Annotated in this window: 20 protein-coding genes and 1 pseudogene; 4 read left to right on the top strand and 17 right to left on the bottom strand. The window is 61.6% G+C overall.

The genetic code is table 11. The annotated features are described in order from the left end of the window. Nucleotides 1-183 precede the first annotated feature (183 nt). From B3M58_RS09690 to B3M58_RS09655, 8 genes are all read right to left on the bottom strand, one after another. Entirely contained in the window at nucleotides 184-978 is a 795-nt protein-coding gene (locus B3M58_RS09690) for an ABC transporter permease (protein ID WP_003465028.1), read from the bottom strand. Further along, complete coding sequence (locus tag B3M58_RS09685; protein ID WP_003465031.1) at nucleotides 979-1,908, bottom strand: ABC transporter permease; 930 nt, start codon at nucleotides 1,906-1,908, stop codon at nucleotides 979-981. Nucleotides 1,909-2,233: 325 nt separating this feature from the next. After that, nucleotides 2,234-3,286: an ABC transporter substrate-binding protein gene (locus B3M58_RS09680; RefSeq protein WP_003465034.1), complete on the bottom strand. Its 1,053-nt coding sequence runs from the start codon at nucleotides 3,284-3,286 to the stop codon at nucleotides 2,234-2,236. A gap of 280 nt (nucleotides 3,287-3,566) precedes the next feature. After that, a complete protein-coding gene (locus B3M58_RS09675) occupies nucleotides 3,567-3,791 on the bottom strand; it encodes a DUF2798 domain-containing protein (protein ID WP_003465037.1) in 225 nt (74 codons plus the stop codon). Between the two features lie 54 nt (nucleotides 3,792-3,845). Continuing rightward, on the bottom strand, nucleotides 3,846-4,547 hold the full coding sequence (locus B3M58_RS09670) for a cysteine hydrolase family protein (RefSeq protein ID WP_003465039.1): 702 nt from the start codon (nucleotides 4,545-4,547) through the stop codon (nucleotides 3,846-3,848). 90 nt (nucleotides 4,548-4,637) lie between these two features. Continuing rightward, nucleotides 4,638-5,228 (bottom strand): TetR/AcrR family transcriptional regulator, encoded by a 591-nt coding sequence (locus B3M58_RS09665; RefSeq protein ID WP_003465041.1) that lies wholly within the window; start codon nucleotides 5,226-5,228, stop codon nucleotides 4,638-4,640. A gap of 81 nt (nucleotides 5,229-5,309) precedes the next feature. Continuing rightward, nucleotides 5,310-5,987 carry a GntR family transcriptional regulator gene (locus tag B3M58_RS09660; protein WP_016487046.1) on the bottom strand — a complete coding sequence of 226 codons (678 nt, stop codon included), beginning with the start codon at nucleotides 5,985-5,987 and terminating at the stop codon, nucleotides 5,310-5,312. Between the two features lie 69 nt (nucleotides 5,988-6,056). Next, the gene (locus tag B3M58_RS09655; RefSeq protein WP_016487047.1) at nucleotides 6,057-6,791 is read right to left on the bottom strand and encodes an SDR family NAD(P)-dependent oxidoreductase; all 735 of its coding nucleotides are present in this window, start codon (nucleotides 6,789-6,791) and stop codon (nucleotides 6,057-6,059) included. A 228-nt stretch (nucleotides 6,792-7,019) separates the two neighbouring features. Between B3M58_RS09655 and B3M58_RS09650 the strand changes: the two genes are divergently transcribed. The 3 genes from B3M58_RS09650 to B3M58_RS09640 are packed head-to-tail and all read left to right on the top strand — an operon-like array spanning nucleotide 7,020 to nucleotide 10,491. Beyond that, entirely contained in the window at nucleotides 7,020-8,051 is a 1,032-nt protein-coding gene (locus B3M58_RS09650) for an ABC transporter substrate-binding protein (protein WP_016487048.1), read from the top strand. Between the two features lie 53 nt (nucleotides 8,052-8,104). Continuing rightward, a complete protein-coding gene (locus B3M58_RS09645) occupies nucleotides 8,105-9,172 on the top strand; it encodes a phosphotransferase (protein WP_016487049.1) in 1,068 nt (355 codons plus the stop codon). Then, a complete protein-coding gene (locus tag B3M58_RS09640; protein WP_016487050.1) occupies nucleotides 9,169-10,491 on the top strand; it encodes an aspartate aminotransferase family protein in 1,323 nt (440 codons plus the stop codon). The genes B3M58_RS09645 and B3M58_RS09640 overlap by 4 nt, the downstream gene beginning before the upstream one ends. A gap of 4 nt (nucleotides 10,492-10,495) precedes the next feature. On the opposite strand, the gene B3M58_RS09635 is transcribed toward B3M58_RS09640, so the two are convergent. Both B3M58_RS09635 and B3M58_RS09630 read right to left on the bottom strand, forming a co-directional pair. Beyond that, on the bottom strand, nucleotides 10,496-11,251 hold the full coding sequence (locus B3M58_RS09635; RefSeq protein ID WP_016487051.1) for an ABC transporter ATP-binding protein: 756 nt from the start codon (nucleotides 11,249-11,251) through the stop codon (nucleotides 10,496-10,498). Next, a pseudogene (locus tag B3M58_RS09630) lies at nucleotides 11,245-11,973 on the bottom strand (FecCD family ABC transporter permease); the annotation flags it as partial. The gene B3M58_RS09635 and the pseudogene B3M58_RS09630, both read right to left, overlap by 7 nt. A gap of 87 nt (nucleotides 11,974-12,060) precedes the next feature. On the opposite strand from B3M58_RS09630, the gene B3M58_RS09625 reads away from it, so the two are divergent. Further along, nucleotides 12,061-12,852, top strand: a complete 792-nt coding sequence (locus B3M58_RS09625; RefSeq protein WP_256590418.1) for a TonB-dependent siderophore receptor — start codon at nucleotides 12,061-12,063, stop codon at nucleotides 12,850-12,852. On the opposite strand, the gene B3M58_RS09620 is transcribed toward B3M58_RS09625, so the two are convergent. The 7 genes from B3M58_RS09620 to B3M58_RS09590 form a co-directional block, all read right to left on the bottom strand. After that, a complete protein-coding gene (locus B3M58_RS09620) occupies nucleotides 12,849-13,406 on the bottom strand; it encodes a recombinase family protein (protein ID WP_003100847.1) in 558 nt (185 codons plus the stop codon). The two genes, B3M58_RS09625 and B3M58_RS09620, sit on opposite strands and share 4 nt — an antisense overlap. Continuing rightward, nucleotides 13,400-13,771, bottom strand: coding sequence for a hypothetical protein (locus tag B3M58_RS09615; protein ID WP_003100853.1), 372 nt, complete (start codon nucleotides 13,769-13,771; stop codon nucleotides 13,400-13,402). Before B3M58_RS09615 ends, B3M58_RS09620 begins: the two co-directional genes overlap by 7 nt. Beyond that, complete coding sequence (locus B3M58_RS09610; protein WP_003100856.1) at nucleotides 13,768-14,268, bottom strand: hypothetical protein; 501 nt, start codon at nucleotides 14,266-14,268, stop codon at nucleotides 13,768-13,770. Before B3M58_RS09610 ends, B3M58_RS09615 begins: the two co-directional genes overlap by 4 nt. Continuing rightward, nucleotides 14,265-14,591, bottom strand: coding sequence for a hypothetical protein (locus B3M58_RS09605; RefSeq protein WP_003100858.1), 327 nt, complete (start codon nucleotides 14,589-14,591; stop codon nucleotides 14,265-14,267). The genes B3M58_RS09610 and B3M58_RS09605 overlap by 4 nt, the downstream gene beginning before the upstream one ends. A 254-nt stretch (nucleotides 14,592-14,845) precedes the next feature. Continuing rightward, on the bottom strand, nucleotides 14,846-15,202 hold the full coding sequence (locus tag B3M58_RS09600) for a cupin domain-containing protein (protein ID WP_003465043.1): 357 nt from the start codon (nucleotides 15,200-15,202) through the stop codon (nucleotides 14,846-14,848). Nucleotides 15,203-15,438: 236 nt separating this feature from the next. Then, on the bottom strand, nucleotides 15,439-15,825 hold the full coding sequence (locus B3M58_RS09595) for a DUF86 domain-containing protein (protein ID WP_003100872.1): 387 nt from the start codon (nucleotides 15,823-15,825) through the stop codon (nucleotides 15,439-15,441). Next, entirely contained in the window at nucleotides 15,822-16,112 is a 291-nt protein-coding gene (locus tag B3M58_RS09590; protein ID WP_001247892.1) for a nucleotidyltransferase family protein, read from the bottom strand. Before B3M58_RS09590 ends, B3M58_RS09595 begins: the two co-directional genes overlap by 4 nt. Between the last annotated feature and the right edge of the window lie 126 nt (nucleotides 16,113-16,238).

Here is a 16,238-nt window from a genome sequence, read left to right as displayed (position 1 = left end):
TTTCCGAATTCTGCGGTTCCCCCGAGATGGGCCTGGACACGGGTGATAGATGCTGAATTAAGCCGTGTGACGGCAGGCTGTGCTGGGCTGCACGTCGGCATGGGCGTGCGTGGTCAGGACGCAAAAACACACTTGCCCGCAATGGCGGGCAAGTGTGTTTGCAGAGGGGGAGTGCGTTGTTGGTTATTGTTTGTTGCGACCGGCAATCACCACCAGGATCAGCGACGCCAGGATCAGGATCGAACTGATAGCGGCAATGGTCGGATCGATCTCGTCGCGCAGCGCCGTGAACATGCGCTTGGTCAGAGTCTGGTTGTCGCCGCCGGAGATGAACAGCGCCACCACAGTTTCATCCAGCGAGGTGATGAAGGCGAACAGTGTCGCCGAGACCACACTGGGCTTGATCTGCGGCAGGGTCACGGCCATGAAGGCGCGAAAGCGGTTCATGCCCAGGCTGCGCGCCACCATTTCCTGGGACATGTCGAAGTTACGCAGACCGGCCAGCAGCGCGATGATCACGTAGGGCAAGGCGAGCATGATGTGCGCCAGCACCAGGCCGGTCAGCGTGCTGATCAGGCCGACCCGGGCGTAAACGAAGAACACGCCGGCGGCGATCAGGATGATGGGCACCATCATCGGCAGCAGCAGGATGATCTGCAGCGTACGCACCACCTTCAGGCTGGAGTTGTTGATGGCGTAGGCGGCCGCCATACCAATCGGCAGGCTGATGGCCATGGTGAAAAATGCCGTGATCAGACTGACCCGCGCCGCCGACATCCACTCCACGCTGTTGAAGAACGCCTCGTACCAGTGGAAGGACCATTGCTTGGGAGGGAATTGCAGGAAGCGCGCCTCGGAGAACGACATGGGTACCACGATCAGCACCGGGATGATCAGGTACAGCAGGATCGCCGCGACCAGCACCGTGAACAGCACGTGGGACAGGCGAAGGTGACGCAGGTTGGCAAGCAGGTTCATTTAGCGCGCTCCCAGGATGCGTTCGATGGGGATGAAGCGATTGATGCCCCAGAAGATCAGGAACACCACAAACAGCAGCACCAGGCCGACTGCGCTGGCTGCGCCCCAGGCGTGATAGAGCTCGACGTTGCGTTGCACCAGCATCGACACCAGGATCGTGCGGCCACCGCCGAGCAGTTCCGGGGTGATGAAGAAGCCTAGGCAGATGACGAACACCAGGATGGAACCGGCCATGACCCCCGGCGCTGCCATCGGCAGGAAGACCCGGCGGAAGGTGTAGAAGGGTTTGGCGCCAAGGCTCTCGGACGCTTGCATGAGGTCCTGGGGGATTTTTTTCATCACCGAATACAGCGGCAGGACCATAAAGGGCAGCATGACGTGCAGGGTGCCGATTACCGTGCCAGTGGTGTTGTGCATCAGCGTCAGGGGTTGGTCGATGATGCCAAGGTCCATCAGCGTCTGATTGACCAGTCCGCGGCGTTGCAGGAGCACCAGCCAGGCATAGGCCCGCACCAGCACGCTGGTCCAGAACGGCAGGATCACGCAGATCAGAATCAGGTTGGCCCAGAAACCCTGCAGGCGCGAAGCGGCGTAGGCAATGGGGAAGCCCATGACGATCGACAGGATCGTCACCAGGAAACTGATCTTGAAGGTCAGGGCGAAGGTGTCCCAGTAAATGCTTTCCTGGAAAATCCGGATGTAGTTGGCCAGGGAAAACCCTTCCTCGGTCTGGACCGACTGAAAGGCCAGCCAGCACAGCGGCATGATCAACAGCACCACGACCATGACCAGCGCCGGGGTGAGCAGCAACAGCATGGAGGTGTGCTCCTTGCGTTCTTCACGGGCCAGGGCGTCTTCGCTGGTCATGGGCGGCTGGTGCTGCTGGTCGCTGGAGTCGGGCATGGATTTGGCGAGATAGGCGTTGGACATGATGACCTCTCGTCACTGCGCAGTGCTGGAGGGTATCCAGCACTGACGGGTAGCGCTGGCGGTGGCAGTCGTCCTGGCGGACAGCAGGGTGCGGTGCTCGGGTAATGTCATGTGAAGAACTCCCAATGGTGGGCAGGTACTTGAGGCGAGCGCGAGTTGTCTGCACAGGTCACTCTGCGGGACCCTCAGGCCTAATGTACCGGGATGCCAACGAATGAAGTGGACGCAATTGACCGGTGCGCAAGCGCTTTATGTCGAAATCGCGGGGGCAGACGGCATGTCCTGCGCCGAGGCCTCTGGCCTGCGGCGCAGCAACGGCCGATGGCTATTTTTTCTGGACGAAGGACAACCAGCGTTCTTCGGCCTTGACCCCGGCTTCGGAGGCCCACCATTGCGCCGAGAGCAGGGCCTGGCGCGAGATGTTGCCGGGTGCGGAAGGCAGCTTGGCCTCGCGCTCGGCCGGGATTACCCCGGTCTTGAAGGCTTCGGGGTTGAGCGGGCCGTAGTCGATGATCATCGGCAACGCCGCTTGCAGTTTGGCATCGATGGCCTCGTTGACGAATTTCATGGCGGCCACCTTGTGCGGCGAGCCTTTGAGGACGCACAACGAGTTGGTTTCCAGCACACCCTGGTTGTAGTCGAATGCCACGGGTGCGCCGGCGGCCTGTACGGCGGTGATACGGCCGTTCCAGGCCTGGATCATGTCCACTTCGCCGTCGCTGATCAGCTGCGCCGACTGCCCGCCGGACGTCCACCAGGTGGCGATGTCGGGCTTGATCTGCTCAAGCTTGCGGAAGGCGCGATCGACGTCCAGCGGATAGAGCTTGTCCATCGGCACGCCATCGGCCAGCAGCGCGATTTCCAGGGTTGGACGTGGCAGGTTACGTAGGGAGCGCTGGCCCGGGTATTTTTTGGTGTCCCAGAAGTCGGCCCAGGTCTTGGGTACGTCCGCGCCTTTGAACGCGTCCGTGCGATACGCCAGCACCGTGGAGTAGCTGATGTAGCCGACGCTGTATTCGTCCTTGAGGCTGTCGGGTATTTGCGCGGCATTGGGAATCAGCGCAAGGTCGAGCTTCTCGAACAGCCCTTCGGCTTCGCCACGGATGCAGTCGCCAGTGGGCAGGTCCACCACGTCCCAGGTGACCTTGCCGCTCTCGACCTGGGTCTTGATGATCGGGTAGGCCTTGGGCGAGCTGTCCTGTTTGAGCGTCAGACCGAGCTTTTTCGCCGCAGGCTCCAGGATCGCCTTGCTCTGGGCTTCCTGATAAGCACCGCCCTGGGATACGAACGTGATGTCCTCGGCCATGGCCTGGGTGGCGCTACCGATGAACAGGGCCAGACTCGCGAGTTGGAAAGCTGTAGTGCGCAATGTGCTCATGGAAAGACTCCGAATGGTTGGCAGATTTTCTTGGGCGAGCTGTAGGTTTTGTTGTCGGTCGCTCTGCGGGACCATGGAGGTCTAATGTACCGGCTTGTCCGTGAACGAAGCGGCTACAAATGCGCGGATGAAAAGTGGTTTATTGCGAAAATGCGAACGGGCACAGTATTTCGTGCGTCGGGTGCGGGCTTGCGCGCCTGTCGCGAGCAGCCCCGAAGCCCCCGGTAGGAGCGAGCATGCTCGCGATGGCGGTGTGTTGGGTGAGTCATAGCCAAGTCATTCAGCCCACCGTCATCCGCCTCACCACGCGCCGAATCATCGGCGCCGCCAGCACCACCACCGGCAACATCGATACCCACGACAGCGCCCACGCGTTCAACCAGCGGCCGGCAAAGGCCAGGTCGAGCGCATGGGGTGTGGTGGCGATGGCGGCCGCGACCGCGCAGGTCAGGCCGGATTGAACGACGCCGAAAACGAAATGCTCATAACGGGCGGGGATTTTCATCGGGGGTTCTCGAGAAAGAGCGGGGGGGCGCGATGCCCGGCCGCTCGGGCACGATCAAGCCGGTTGCAGTTGCGCGATAGTCTCTTCGGTGGTCCACAGCCCGTGGGCGAGGAAGCGGTAATTGATGATGGCCGCCAGGTAGCCGTCGCCATCCGGCAGGCGCGGGCCGGCGGTGGCGTCGCGTACCACGACTATTTCAAAGCCCTGTTCGAGCAGTTCGCGCAGGTGTGATTCCACGCAAAGGTTGGCCGCCATGCCGGCGAGGATGATCTGCGACACGCCTTTCTTGCGCAATTGCAGCGCCAGGTCGTTGGTTTCCGGGCCGTAGACCTTGTGCGGCGAGGCGATGATGGTCTCGCCGTCGAGAATGTACGGCTTGTAGATCTCGAGGAAATCGGCGCCGGAGCCTTCGAAGTTTTCCAGGGTGTTCGGTCCCTTGCGATCGAACATGCAGATGCTGTGCATGACCTTTTCCAGCGGACCGCCAAAATGCCAGTCGTGGTCGTGCGGGTAGTAATAGTGTGGCGACACGGCCACGGGCAGGTCGTGAGCCTTGAAGGCCTTGAACAGTTTTTCCAGGTTTTCGACGGTGTTGTTCTCGACGATGCTCTCACCGAACACCGCCCAACTGGCGCCGGCAGGGCTGAGGAAGTCGTTCTGTGGGTCGATGACCACCAGGGCGGCTTTGCTCAGGTCGAGCTTGAAACCAGTGGCAGGCAGTGCGGGTTCGGCGGGGTCGGCGTACAGATGGCTCATGACGATTTACCTCTTGGGTGCTTGCGTGGATGAGACGTGAATGTTGCTTTATATAAATGACCAGTCGTCTTATTAATGAGGAAAAAAAACTCACTCCAATAGCCGAGGCAAGACCATCGATACGAAACGCTGCAGAGGTGCACCGTCGCGCAGGACCTTGCCGCGCATGACCGCACCTTCCCAGCCTTCGACGATGACACTGGCCAGCGCTTCGGCGTCGTGAGTTTCAGAGAGTTCGCGGCGCTGCTGCGCTTCACGCAGGCAGCTCGCGAGCAAACCTTCCCAGCGCGCCAGCACATCGGCCAGACGCTTGCGGGTTTGTTCGCTGCCATTGGACATTTCCAGGGACAGGTTGCCAATCAGGCAACCCAGGCTGTATTCATGCTCGCCGTGCTCGAGCACCAGGGCCTGGAAGAACTGGCCGATGCGCTCCAGCGGCTTGACCCGGGCGTCGTAGAAGATCGGCCCGTGGCGGGTTTCGATCGAGGTCCAGTATTCCTCGAGGATCTCTGCCGCGAAGTCTTCCTTGCTGGCGAAGTAGTTGTAGAAAGAGCCCTTGGGAATCTCGGCAGCGGCGGTGATGTCCTGGACGCCGCAGCCGTTGAAGCCACGGTTGTGAACCACCTGGCGGCCAATCGACAGCAAACGGGATCTGACTTCGAGGTTGACCGGGCGAGCCATGACAGAGACAGCCAGTGATGAGAAAGTTTTAATAAACTAACTGGTCATCTATGTTTCGTCAACAGTCGAATTGACTGCCAATCAGTCCGCCTGCGCCATCTCGATGTACTCGAGCATCTTCTCGTTGCCATCGAGAATGTCACGGCAGATGGCCGCCCGTGCCGCCGCGCCATCGCGGCGCTTGAGTGCGTCGAGCACTTCCCAGTGATGGTCGATGGCCATGCGCTCGTTGAAGTTGCCATAGGCACGGGCGATCAGTGGGCCGGTGCGCATCCACAGGCTATCGAGCAAACCCGCCAGCACCGGCATGCGCGCGATGGTGGTCAGCGCGTAGTGAAATTGCTGATTGCACTTGAGAGCGGCTTGCAAGTCCTGGGCGTTGATCGCGGCGATGTTGTTTTCGATGCAGGCTTGCAGGTCTGCGAGTTCGCTGTCGGTCACCAGCGCGGCGGCCGTCTCCGCAGCCAGGCCTTCAAGCGCCAGGCGGATGCTGCGGATCTCGCCGTATTGCGCGGCGGTGAGGATGGGTACGCGGATGTCACGCGGGGTCTTGAGGATCAGCGCCTGTTCCTTGGCCAGTTGCAGGATCGCGTCGCGCACCGGTGTGACGCTGGTGCCCAGTTGTTCGGCCAGGTCGCGGATGCGCAGGCGGTCATCGGGCTGGAAACGCCCGGTGATCAGTGCCTCGCGCAGCAACTCGTAGATGCCACTGCCCAGGTAAGAGTGATTGAGGGTTTGAATAGGGTAGGGGTTGCTCATTGATCGCTCATCTGCGGCGGATGCCCGGCCCGAATGATGGAAGTTTCCGGCCGGGATTTCCAGATTATTTCAGACGTGCTGACCACCGTTGACATGAATCTCCGAACCGTTGATGTACGACGCGCCTCGGGTGCAGAGGAAATGCACCAGGGATGCGACTTCTTCCGGCTTGCCCAAGCGGTGCATGGGGATCTGCTGATCGACGATCAGTTCGGTCCCGGCAGACAGGATCGACGTCTCGATCTCACCCGGTGCAATCGCATTGACCCGCACACCGTGTGGCCCGAAATCATGGGCCATTTCCCGCGTCAGTGCGGCCAGTGCAGCTTTCGAGCAGGCGTAGGCGACCCCGGCAAACGGGTGCACCCTGGAACCTGCAATCGAGGTGACGTTGATCACCGAGCCTTGCGCCGCCTTGAGCTCATCGAACAGCCCTTGGGCCAGTAACGCCGTGGAAAACAGGTTGACGTTGAACACGCTGAGCCAGGTGGCGTAATCGGATTCCAGCACGCCCAATCGTGCGCCGGCTTCGCCTTTGGGTGAAATGCCGGCGTTGTTCACCAGGGCATCGAGGCGTCCGCCGAGTTTCTCCCGGATCAATGGCAGGCTGCGGCGCACTTCGTCGATGTCTTCCAGGTCCAGGTGGATGTGGTTCAACTCGCCTTCAGCCCAGGGGCAGCCTTCGGTCCAGTTCTGTCGCGAGGCCGTAAACACGCGCCAGCCCGCAGCGTTGAAGTGCTTCACCGTGGCATGGCCGATGCCACGGCTCGCACCGGTGAGGAGGAGGGTTCGTTGCTCGGTCATGCAGGCGCTCCTGAGGAAGGGGTGGAGTGGTGAGACTATACCAGTAAAAATTATGATGCATCATATTCTAAATATGTTACTAATGAGCTGCGCCTCGGAATCATCGCCGTGCGCCGGCCACCAGGTGCAAGACACCCGGCGCTGACCGAAATATTGCTGCCAAAAACAAAAAAACCACCTGCCATCCCTTAGCTGCCGCTCACGCACGTAGCGAATTCGGAGAGACGCATGAACAGCAAAATCGCAACTGTACTGATGCTTGGAATGCTTGCCGGCCCTTTGAGCGCCGCTGAAAAACTGACCGTGGTGTCCTTCGGCGGCAACAACCGCCAGGCCCAGGAAAAAGCCTTCTACAAACCCTTCACCTCGGAAAAGAAAGTGGCGATCACGGCCGATGACTACAACGGCGAAATGGCCAAGATCCGGGTCATGGCCGACACCGGGAAAACCAGCTGGGACGTGGTCGAGGTCGAATCCCCCGAGCTGTTGCGCGGTTGTAGCGAAGGCCTGTTCGAGCCATTGGACTGGTCGCGCATCGGCAAGAAAGAAGATTTCATCCCGGCCGCCGTCAGCGATTGCGGGGTGGGTATCTTCATCTGGTCTACCGTTCTGACATACGACCCGAAAAAACTCGCCAGCGCGCCACAGGGCTGGGCGGATTTCTGGGACGTGAAGAAATACCCCGGCAAGCGCGGCCTGCGCCGTGGCGCCAAGTTCACCCTGGAGTTCGCCCTGTTGGCCGATGGCGTGGCCAAGGAAGATGTCTACACCTTGCTCGGCACCGAGGAGGGCGTGCAGCGGGCCTTCCGCAAACTGGATCAGATCAAGCCCGACATCCAGTGGTGGGAATCCGGCGCGCAGCCGTTGCAATGGCTGGCGGCAGGCGACGTGGTGATGACTTCGGCCTATAACGGGCGTGTCACCTCGGCGCAGGCGGAGGGACAATCGTTTGAAATGCAGTGGAATGGCAGCCTGTACGACCTGGATCACTGGGCCATCGTCAAAGGCTCGCCGAAGAAGGCCCTGGCGGAAAACTTCATCGCGTTTGCCAGTGCACCGGTTCAGCAGAAGCACTTTGTCGAGGCCATTCCTTATGGGCCAAGCAACACCAAAACCGTGGCACTGGTCGATGAGGCGGTGGGCAGCAAACTGCCGACTTCACCGGATAACCTGAAGAACGCCCGGGCCACGGATGCCGAGTTCTGGATCGACCACGGCGAAGACCTGGAAGAGCGTTTCATCGCTTGGGCCAACAAGTAATGCAAGGGGCCTGCGCGAGCAGGCCACATCACCGAAGCGAGGAGTCATGAACAATGCCGCTTGAGAAAGTATCGGCGCAACCCTGTCTGCTGGAGGCGGCCCCTGCCCGTGTCAGTGACGGGCAGGTCCTTGGGGTCCTTGCGCAGCACTACGCGATCAGCGGAAAACTCGAGCAACTGGGCGGCGAGCGCGACCTCAATTTCCGGGTCATGCTCGCGGACGGTACGTCGCGTCTGTTCAAGTTGTCGCATCCATTGGAAAACCCGCAGGTCGTGGACTTCCATAACCAGGCCATGCTCCAGATCGAGCGTAACGATCCGGCGTTGCCGGTGCAGCGTGTCTTTGCATCACTCGGCGGGCGATTCGTGGAGCCGGTCGAAATCGAAGGCCAGCGCATGTTGGTCCGTCTCCTGTCCTTCGTTGACGGCTTGCCGCTGCACCGCGTCGCCCACACATCGGTGAATTTCAGGCAGAACCTGGGCCAAGCGCTCGCCCGGTTCGACCTGGCCCTGGACGGCTTCAGCCATCCCGCTGCCGGGCACGTCCTGCTGTGGGACATGCAACACGCCCAGCGCCTCAGGCCCCGGCTGAAACACATCGAGCCGGGCGTTCGTCGCGACCGGATCGAACACAGCCTGGACCGCTTCGAATCCCAGGTACTGGGCAAGTGCGCCACGCTGCGCCACCAGGTGATCCATAACGACATGAACCCGCACAACATCATCGTCGATCCGGATCAGCCCGATGTGTTGCGCAACATCCTGGATTTTGGCGACATGGTCCACGCGCCGTTGGTCAACGAGGTCGCGGTCGCGGCATCGTACCAATTGGGGGTGGCGGGCGACGTCCTGGCCCCGGCGCTGGACATGATCCGCGCCTATCACCAGGTCAATCCCCTCACCGGCGAAGAATTGCAACTGCTGCCGGTGCTGATCTCCACACGCCTGGCGTTGTCGTTGTGCATCAATTATTGGCGGGCCGACCTGCACCCGGACAATCGCGAGTACATCCTGCGCAACTCATACCGCGCCCAGGATGCCCTGGCGGGATTGTCCGCAATGGCACCCGCCGAGATCCACGACAGAATCCTTGCCGCTTGCACCCAGGAGGTTGGCGCATGAGCATGATCAACGGTTTCACTTCTGAAGATGCCGATCGCCTGTCAGACAAGGAAAAACGCCTTGTCGAACGCCGGGCACGGTTGCTCGGCCCGGCCTATCGACTGTTCTACGAACACCCCTTGCACACGGTGCGCGGCGAGGGCGTGTGGCTGTACGACGAACAAGGCCGGCGGTATCTGGATGCCTACAATAACGTGGCGTCGGTGGGGCATTGTCATCCCCGGGTGGTCGAGGCGATCAGCCGGCAGGCCGGGCAACTCAACACCCACACTCGCTACTTGCAGGAGGGCATGCTCGATTACGCCGAGCAACTGCTGGGCACCTTTCCCGAGTACCTCGAGCGGGTCATGTTTACGTGCACCGGCAGCGAGGCCAACGATCTGGCGTTGCGCATCGCCAAACAGTTTACCGGCGGCACCGGCGTGATCATCACCCGCTTCGCGTATCATGGCGTCACGGGTGATATCGCCGAGCTTTCTCCGTCGCTCGGCCCGAGCATGGTTCTGCCACCCCACGTGCGCACCGTTCGCGCCCCCGATGCTTATCGGCTGGGTGCGGATCAAGTGGCCTCGACCTTCGTGGCTGACGTCCGTGCGGCCATCGATGACCTGCGCAAACACGGCATTCGTCCGGCGGCGATCCTGCTCGACGGCATTTTCGCCAGCGATGGCGTCTTTGCGGGCCCAACCGGCTGCATCGCCGAAGGGATCGCATTGGCCCAGGCCGAAGGCCTGTTGTACATCGCCGATGAAGTCCAGTCCGGCTTCGCCCGCACTGGCCTGAACATGTGGGGTTTCCAGCGGCACGACGTGCGCCCCGACCTCCTGACCCTGGGCAAGCCGATGGGCAACGGCCACCCCATCGCCGGCCTGGTCGGTCGAGCGCAAGTGGTCGATCACTTTGGCCAGAACATGCGCTACTTCAACACCTTTGGCGGCAACCCGGTGTCCTGCGCAGCGGGGCAGGCCGTGCTGGACGTCATCCGTGACGAACAGTTGCAGCAGCGCTCGCACACCCTGGGTGAATGTCTGTTGACGGGGTTGCGGGAGCTGGCCGAGCGTTACCCGATCATCGGCGATGTGCGCGGTGCCGGGATGTTTCTGGGGGTCGAGCTGGTGACCGATCGCGCCACAAAAGCGCCTGCCGCCACGCAGACCCGTCAGGTGGTCAACGCGATGCGCGAGCAGGGCGTATTGATCAGTGCTGCCGGGCCGCTGGAAAACGTGCTGAAGATTCGCCCGCTGCTGGCCTTCGAACAGGAGCATGCGCACTTGCTACTGGAAGCGGTCGGCACGGCGCTGGAAGGGCTGCAGCCGTAGCGGTTCAGACGATATCGTCGATCAGGATATGGTGCTGCCCACGGCTGCAGCGTTCGATGCGCGCCTCGACCTTGTACACCGCGCGCAGCATCTGCTCGTTGATCACTTCATGGCTCGGGCCGCTGCCCTGAGCGGTGCCATCGGCGATGACCAGCACCTGATCGGCGAAGCGCAAGGCCTGGTTCAGGTCATGGATGGCGATGAACACGATGACTTCGCGCTTTCGCGCCAGGTCGCGCATGAAGTTCAGCACCTGGACCTGGCGGTGCATGTCGAGGGCGCTGGTGGGCTCGTCCATCAGCAGGATCTGCGGTTCGCGCACCAGCGTCTGGGCGATTGAGACCAGTTGTTGCTGGCCGCCGCTGAGTTCACCCAGGTTGCGGAATGACAGCGGCGTAATGCCCAGGGCGTCGAGGATCTCATCGACCAGTTTCAGTTCGTCATCGTGGACCACCCAACCCGGTGTCAGTTGCTTGCGCGCCAGCAGCACCGATTCGTACACGGTCAAACGGGCGCTGGCGTTGAGGCCCTGGGGCATGTAGCTGATGCCTTTCATGCCTTTTTCCGCGCCTTGCAGCTTTACCTCGCCGGGCCCGTCGATCAGCCCTGCCATGCGTTTGAACAGGGTCGATTTACCTGCGGCATTGGGCCCGACCACGGCGACCACCTGGCCGCCGACAAACTCGGTGGTGGTCACACCGCTGATGATCGTGCGCTGGCCATAGCTGGCGCCGAGGTCTTGCAGCTGGATCGTTACCATGAGTTTTTCTTTGCGCCGAGAATCAGAGAGATAAAGAACGGTACGCCGATCAGGGACGTGACCACGCCGATGGGGAAAATCGCGCCGGGGATCAGGGTTTTGCTGACCACCGAACTCGCCGACAGGATCAGTGCGCCGGTGAGCAACGAGGCCGGCAGGAAGAAACGTTGGTCTTCGCCAATCAGCATCCGCGCGATGTGCGGGCCGACCAGCCCGATAAAGCCGATGGTGCCGACGAAGGCCACGGGAAACGCAGCGAGCAGGCTGACCATGATCAGCGTCTGGAAACGCAGGCTGCGCACGTTGATACCGAAGCTGGCCGCCTTGTCATCCCCCAGCCGCAGGGCGGTGAGCGCCCAGGTGCGCCTGGCGAAAATCGGCAGGGTGATCAGGATCACCACACAGATCACGCCCAGCTTGGGCCAGGTCGCCTTGGTCAGGCTGCCCATGGTCCAGAACACGACGGCGGCCACGGCTTGCTCGGTGGCAAAAAACTGCACGAGTGCGAGCAACGCGTTGAACGTGAACACCAGGGCAATGCCGAGCAGCACGATGGTTTCGGCGGTGACGCCACGGCGCAGGCTCAAGAAGTGGATCAGCAGGGCGCAGAGCATGGCCATGATGAACGCGTTGGCCGGCACCATGTACTGCGCTGCCAGCGGAAACAGCGCCACACCGAACGCCAGCCCCATGGCGGCGCCGAAACTGGCTGCCGCGCTGGGTCTGATCATTGCGGGCACCAGCCTGACCGCCACTACGCTTCAGGCGGCCGAGCAAGGGGCGCAGCAGGGCAGGGCAGGGCCTATCATGTGCCAGCCGGTAACCTGAGCAATGCGCTGTCTGACTTCGCCAACCAGGCGGGTATTACGCTGCCCATCGAACCCGGTCTGGTGGAAGGTCTACGCAGCCCTGGCCTGAATGGCGCCACCAGCGTGGAAGGTGGCCTGCATCAACTGTTGCAGGGTACGGGTCTGCAAGCTACGCCCCAGGGTAATGGTCTTTACCTGCTGACTCCGCAGGAAGCAGGCAAAGGCCTGGAACTGGGCGTCACCAGCATCACCGGCCAGGGACTGGCGGCGACCACCGAGAACAGCGGTTCCTACACCACCGGGAGCATGCAGACTGCCACCAAGCTGCCCTTGAGCCTGCGCGAAACCCCGCAGTCGGTCAGCGTGGTCACGCGCAAGCGCATGGACGACAAGGCCATGACCAGCATCAGTGACGTGGTCAAAAGTGCACCGGGACTTTTTCTCAGTAATTCCAGCGGGGTGGGGCGACCTTCCTTCAGCTCGCGCGGTTTCGACGTCGACAACATCATGTACGACGGTTTTCCCACCAGTTTCCTGACCTACCTGCCCAGCGGCGAAGCCAACCTGGCCATGTATGACCGGGTGGAGATCGTTCGCGGTGCGACCGGACTGACCCAGGGTGCCGGCAACCCCGGTGGCGCCATCAACCTGGTGCGCAAGCGCCCGACTCATCAATTCCAGGGCACGCTCACGGGCAGTGCCGGCAGTTGGGACGACTACACCGGCACGCTGGACGTCGGCGGCCCGCACAATGAGGGGTCGTCTCAGAAAACGGAAAATAAAGCACGCTAAGCGTGCGTGGAGGCTGGCACCCAGCGGTACAGCGTCGGAATGGACACGCCGAGGTTCTTGGCCACGTCCTTGGGCGGCACCCCGCTGGCCAGCAGCTTCTTGGCCGACTCGATCTTGCTGTCGGTCATCTTCGGCTTGCGGCCGCCTTTGCGGCCGAGCTGCTTGGCGACTTCCAGCCCGGCGCGGGTGCGCTCGACGGTCAGCTCGCGCTCCATTTCGGCAAGGCTCGCCATGACGTGGAAGAAGAACCGCCCGGATGGTGTGCCGGTGTCGATGGAGTCGGTGAGGCTCCTGAACTGGACACCGTGCTTGTGCAGATCGCCGACCAGATCGACCAGTTGCTTGACCGACCGGCCCAGCCGGTCGAGCTTCCAGACGACCAAAGTATCGCCTTCGCGCAGCATTTCGAGCGTCTTGGCCAAGCCAGGCCGGTCTGCCCGCGTGCCACTCACCTTGTCCTCGAAGACCTTTTTACATCCGGCCTTGCTCAAGGCTTCGCGTTGCAGCTCCAGGTTCTGATCCTGCGTCGAGACGCGCGCATAGCCAATCAACATGGCTTGTCTCGCGCCCGGTCGATGCGTTCCTGCATCGCCTGCATCACTTCTTCGTGGGTGTACGATCTGGCGTTGGCGTCGGTGGCTTGCCGCAGGGCTTCCTCAACCTCGCGCGTCATCCGCTCGTAATCCTCCGGCCACAGCGCTTGCTCCATGCGCAGCGACGCCTGACCCAGCAGGTGCAGCAGGCTGAACAGCCGCATGTCGTTGGTGGCGACGATGCGCTCCCGAATCTGCTCCTGAATAGCTTCGCTAGCCCGATGCGCTTGTGGTGTGGCAGTCCCCTCGTAGTCAGCGGGGAATTCCGCTTCCTCGGCAATCCTTGCCCAGGCGCTGGCCAGCGCCTCGATGGTTGACGTGCTCATTTCCGCCGCTCCTGTGCTCTTTGGCGAATCAACCGGCCAAGGGGCCTCGACGCGAAAACCAGCAGCATCACGCCTATCGGATACCAGGTCGAGAAGACCACCAAGGCATCGAAGGCTGGCCGTCCGGTGTTGGTAGGCAGTACGGCGGTCACAGCCATCAACCCGCCGACCGTCCAGATGATGCGCCACACGTAGGGCATCACGCGGGGCACGTAGCCGTCATCGAAAGCGGTCTGGTAGTAGCGGCGCAGGCCGCGCTCGGCAAGCGCCTGGCGCTGCCGCTCCGACAGCGCATCCGTCCGGCCATACCAGCGCCGGAATGGTGGACAGCGCAGCAGCAAAGGGGTGAAGAGGATCATCACCGCCACGATCGCGACACCCCACGCCATGACGGCGCCGGCATCGGGCCGCTTGGCGTTCTCGATCACGGGCGCGAAGACGCCCGGAGCACCGATCATCCAGAACAGCGCAATGTGCTGATGGAAGGAGAGCTTCATTTGCTCATCCACTTGCGCAGCAGGCGCTTTTTCAGGGAGGCGCGTTCTTGCGGGTTGCGTCCCTTGTGATTGGCGATGCGATCCGCCGTGGCGGCCTGGCGCTTGACGGGCCAGTAGGAGCGGCCATCCTTGCCCATCGACCAGACGCTGCTGGCCTGGTTTTCCAGCAGGGGCAGATGGGCGCTCAGGGCTTCGGGCGACGCGCTGGTCAGCGCCGTGCGCTCACGGGTGCGCCAGCGCTGATGCCAGAGCTTCTTGTCCTCGCGCTCGCTGCCGCAGGTCGTGTGCCCGACGATGGGTGTTTTGCGGCGGCTGCGGCTCATAACGTAGTGGTCTCCAAGAACATTCAGGACTGATCCCAGGCGTCGATGGTCAAGACCTGATCGGCAGGACAGGCGGCTACGCGGTCGGGAACTGGATGGTGTTCAGTCTCATGCCGACCCCATTCGATTGATCGCGTCGCTTGCGGCACGCTGCGACGCAAGGAGGTTTGCGACCTGGTTTAGCAGCCGTGTCCGCTGCATGTCTGTTACCTATCTCCCCGACCGCTCATTGGACCAACTCCAGAGATTGGGCTCTATCGCTCAGCCAATACGAAACCGGCATTGGCTGATGCCACAACCGAGACGAACACAAATGGCTCGGTACCTGTATTTCGCGCCCCGTGCACTTGGCCCGGTCTTGCCACGGCTATCTCACCTTCCCTGAGGGCACGAACAATCCCATTGCCCTGAAAGTAATCAGCCATTCCCGACAAAACAGTCCACGTGTCTTGGCCGTGAGGATGAATGTGAGCCGCAATTTCCTGCCCGGGATGGACATGCCAAACCACGATAATTGAGTCTCGGGTTTCAAGCACAACGGAACGAATAGGCTCGCCTTCGGACGGCTGAACATACTCGGCTACAGAAAATATTCTCGATTCAACAGTCATCGGAGATCCCTCTTTCACAGTGCCCCCAGACAGGCTGGATATGAGTTCTAACTCGAATTTGAACGGGAGGCTGGTCGTGCGGTCGTGCAGTTGCCGATGAGCGTGTCGGCTGCTGCCTCCTTGCCCACCAGCGAACTCACGTCCGTTGCGGCCATCCAGAAGGTCTTGCCCGAGCGCGGCTCATAGGTCGCGGGATCGAACACGCCAGAGGGGCCGAACATCGGCGGCTTGATTGGTCATGGCTCCATGCCTTTGTCGTTACGGTCTTCATCGTCGGCATCCTGACGCACGGCGGGCAATTGCTGGAGCAACGCCGGCAGCCATTCCTGTACCGTCTCCCACACCACATCGAGGTTGATGTCGAAATAGCCGTGAGCCATGCGATTACGCATATTGCGCATGCTGCGCCACGGCACGTCGGCATGCGCCTGGGTGAACTCGACGTAGCCATCCATCACCTTTGTGGCCGCCTCGCCGATGACGATCAGGCTCATGATGACGGCCTGCTGGGTGCGCTTGTCGGCCAAGAAGTCGTCCTTGGCCATCCCTTCCACGAAGCTGCGCGCATCGGTTGCGGCCTGCTGAATGTGGTCGAGGTAATCGGGCAGGCGGTTCTCGCTCATATCGGTTGCGCCTCCGCGAGCACCTTGGCCCGGAACTTCGGCGGCAGGTCGCCGGGAGTCAGCAGATCGACGTCAACGCCGAGCAGCGATTTCAGTTCTTCTTCCAAATCGCCCAAGTCCAACAACGTGGCACCGGGCAGCGCATCGACCAACAGGTCGAGGTCGCTGCCATCCCGGTCGGTGCCATGCAGCACCGAGCCGAAGACGCGCGGGTTCGCGGCGCGAAAGCGGCCTACCGCTTCACGCACTGCGCTTCGCTTCATGTCAAGCACAACAGACGGTCGCATGGGCATCCTTTCTTATCGAAACTCGTTGAGATGATATGCAATCAAGAATAGAATTTCAAGAACTATTTTCGAGAATCGCAATGCCTTGATTCCCGTGCCGCGCTGTCACTTTCAGAAGGCGACAGC

The sequence above is a fragment of the Pseudomonas sp. UBA2684 genome (genome assembly GCA_002354655.1).
GTDB lineage: Bacteria > Pseudomonadota > Gammaproteobacteria > Pseudomonadales > Pseudomonadaceae > Aquipseudomonas.
This window is presented reverse-complemented; position numbering and strand designations above follow the sequence as displayed.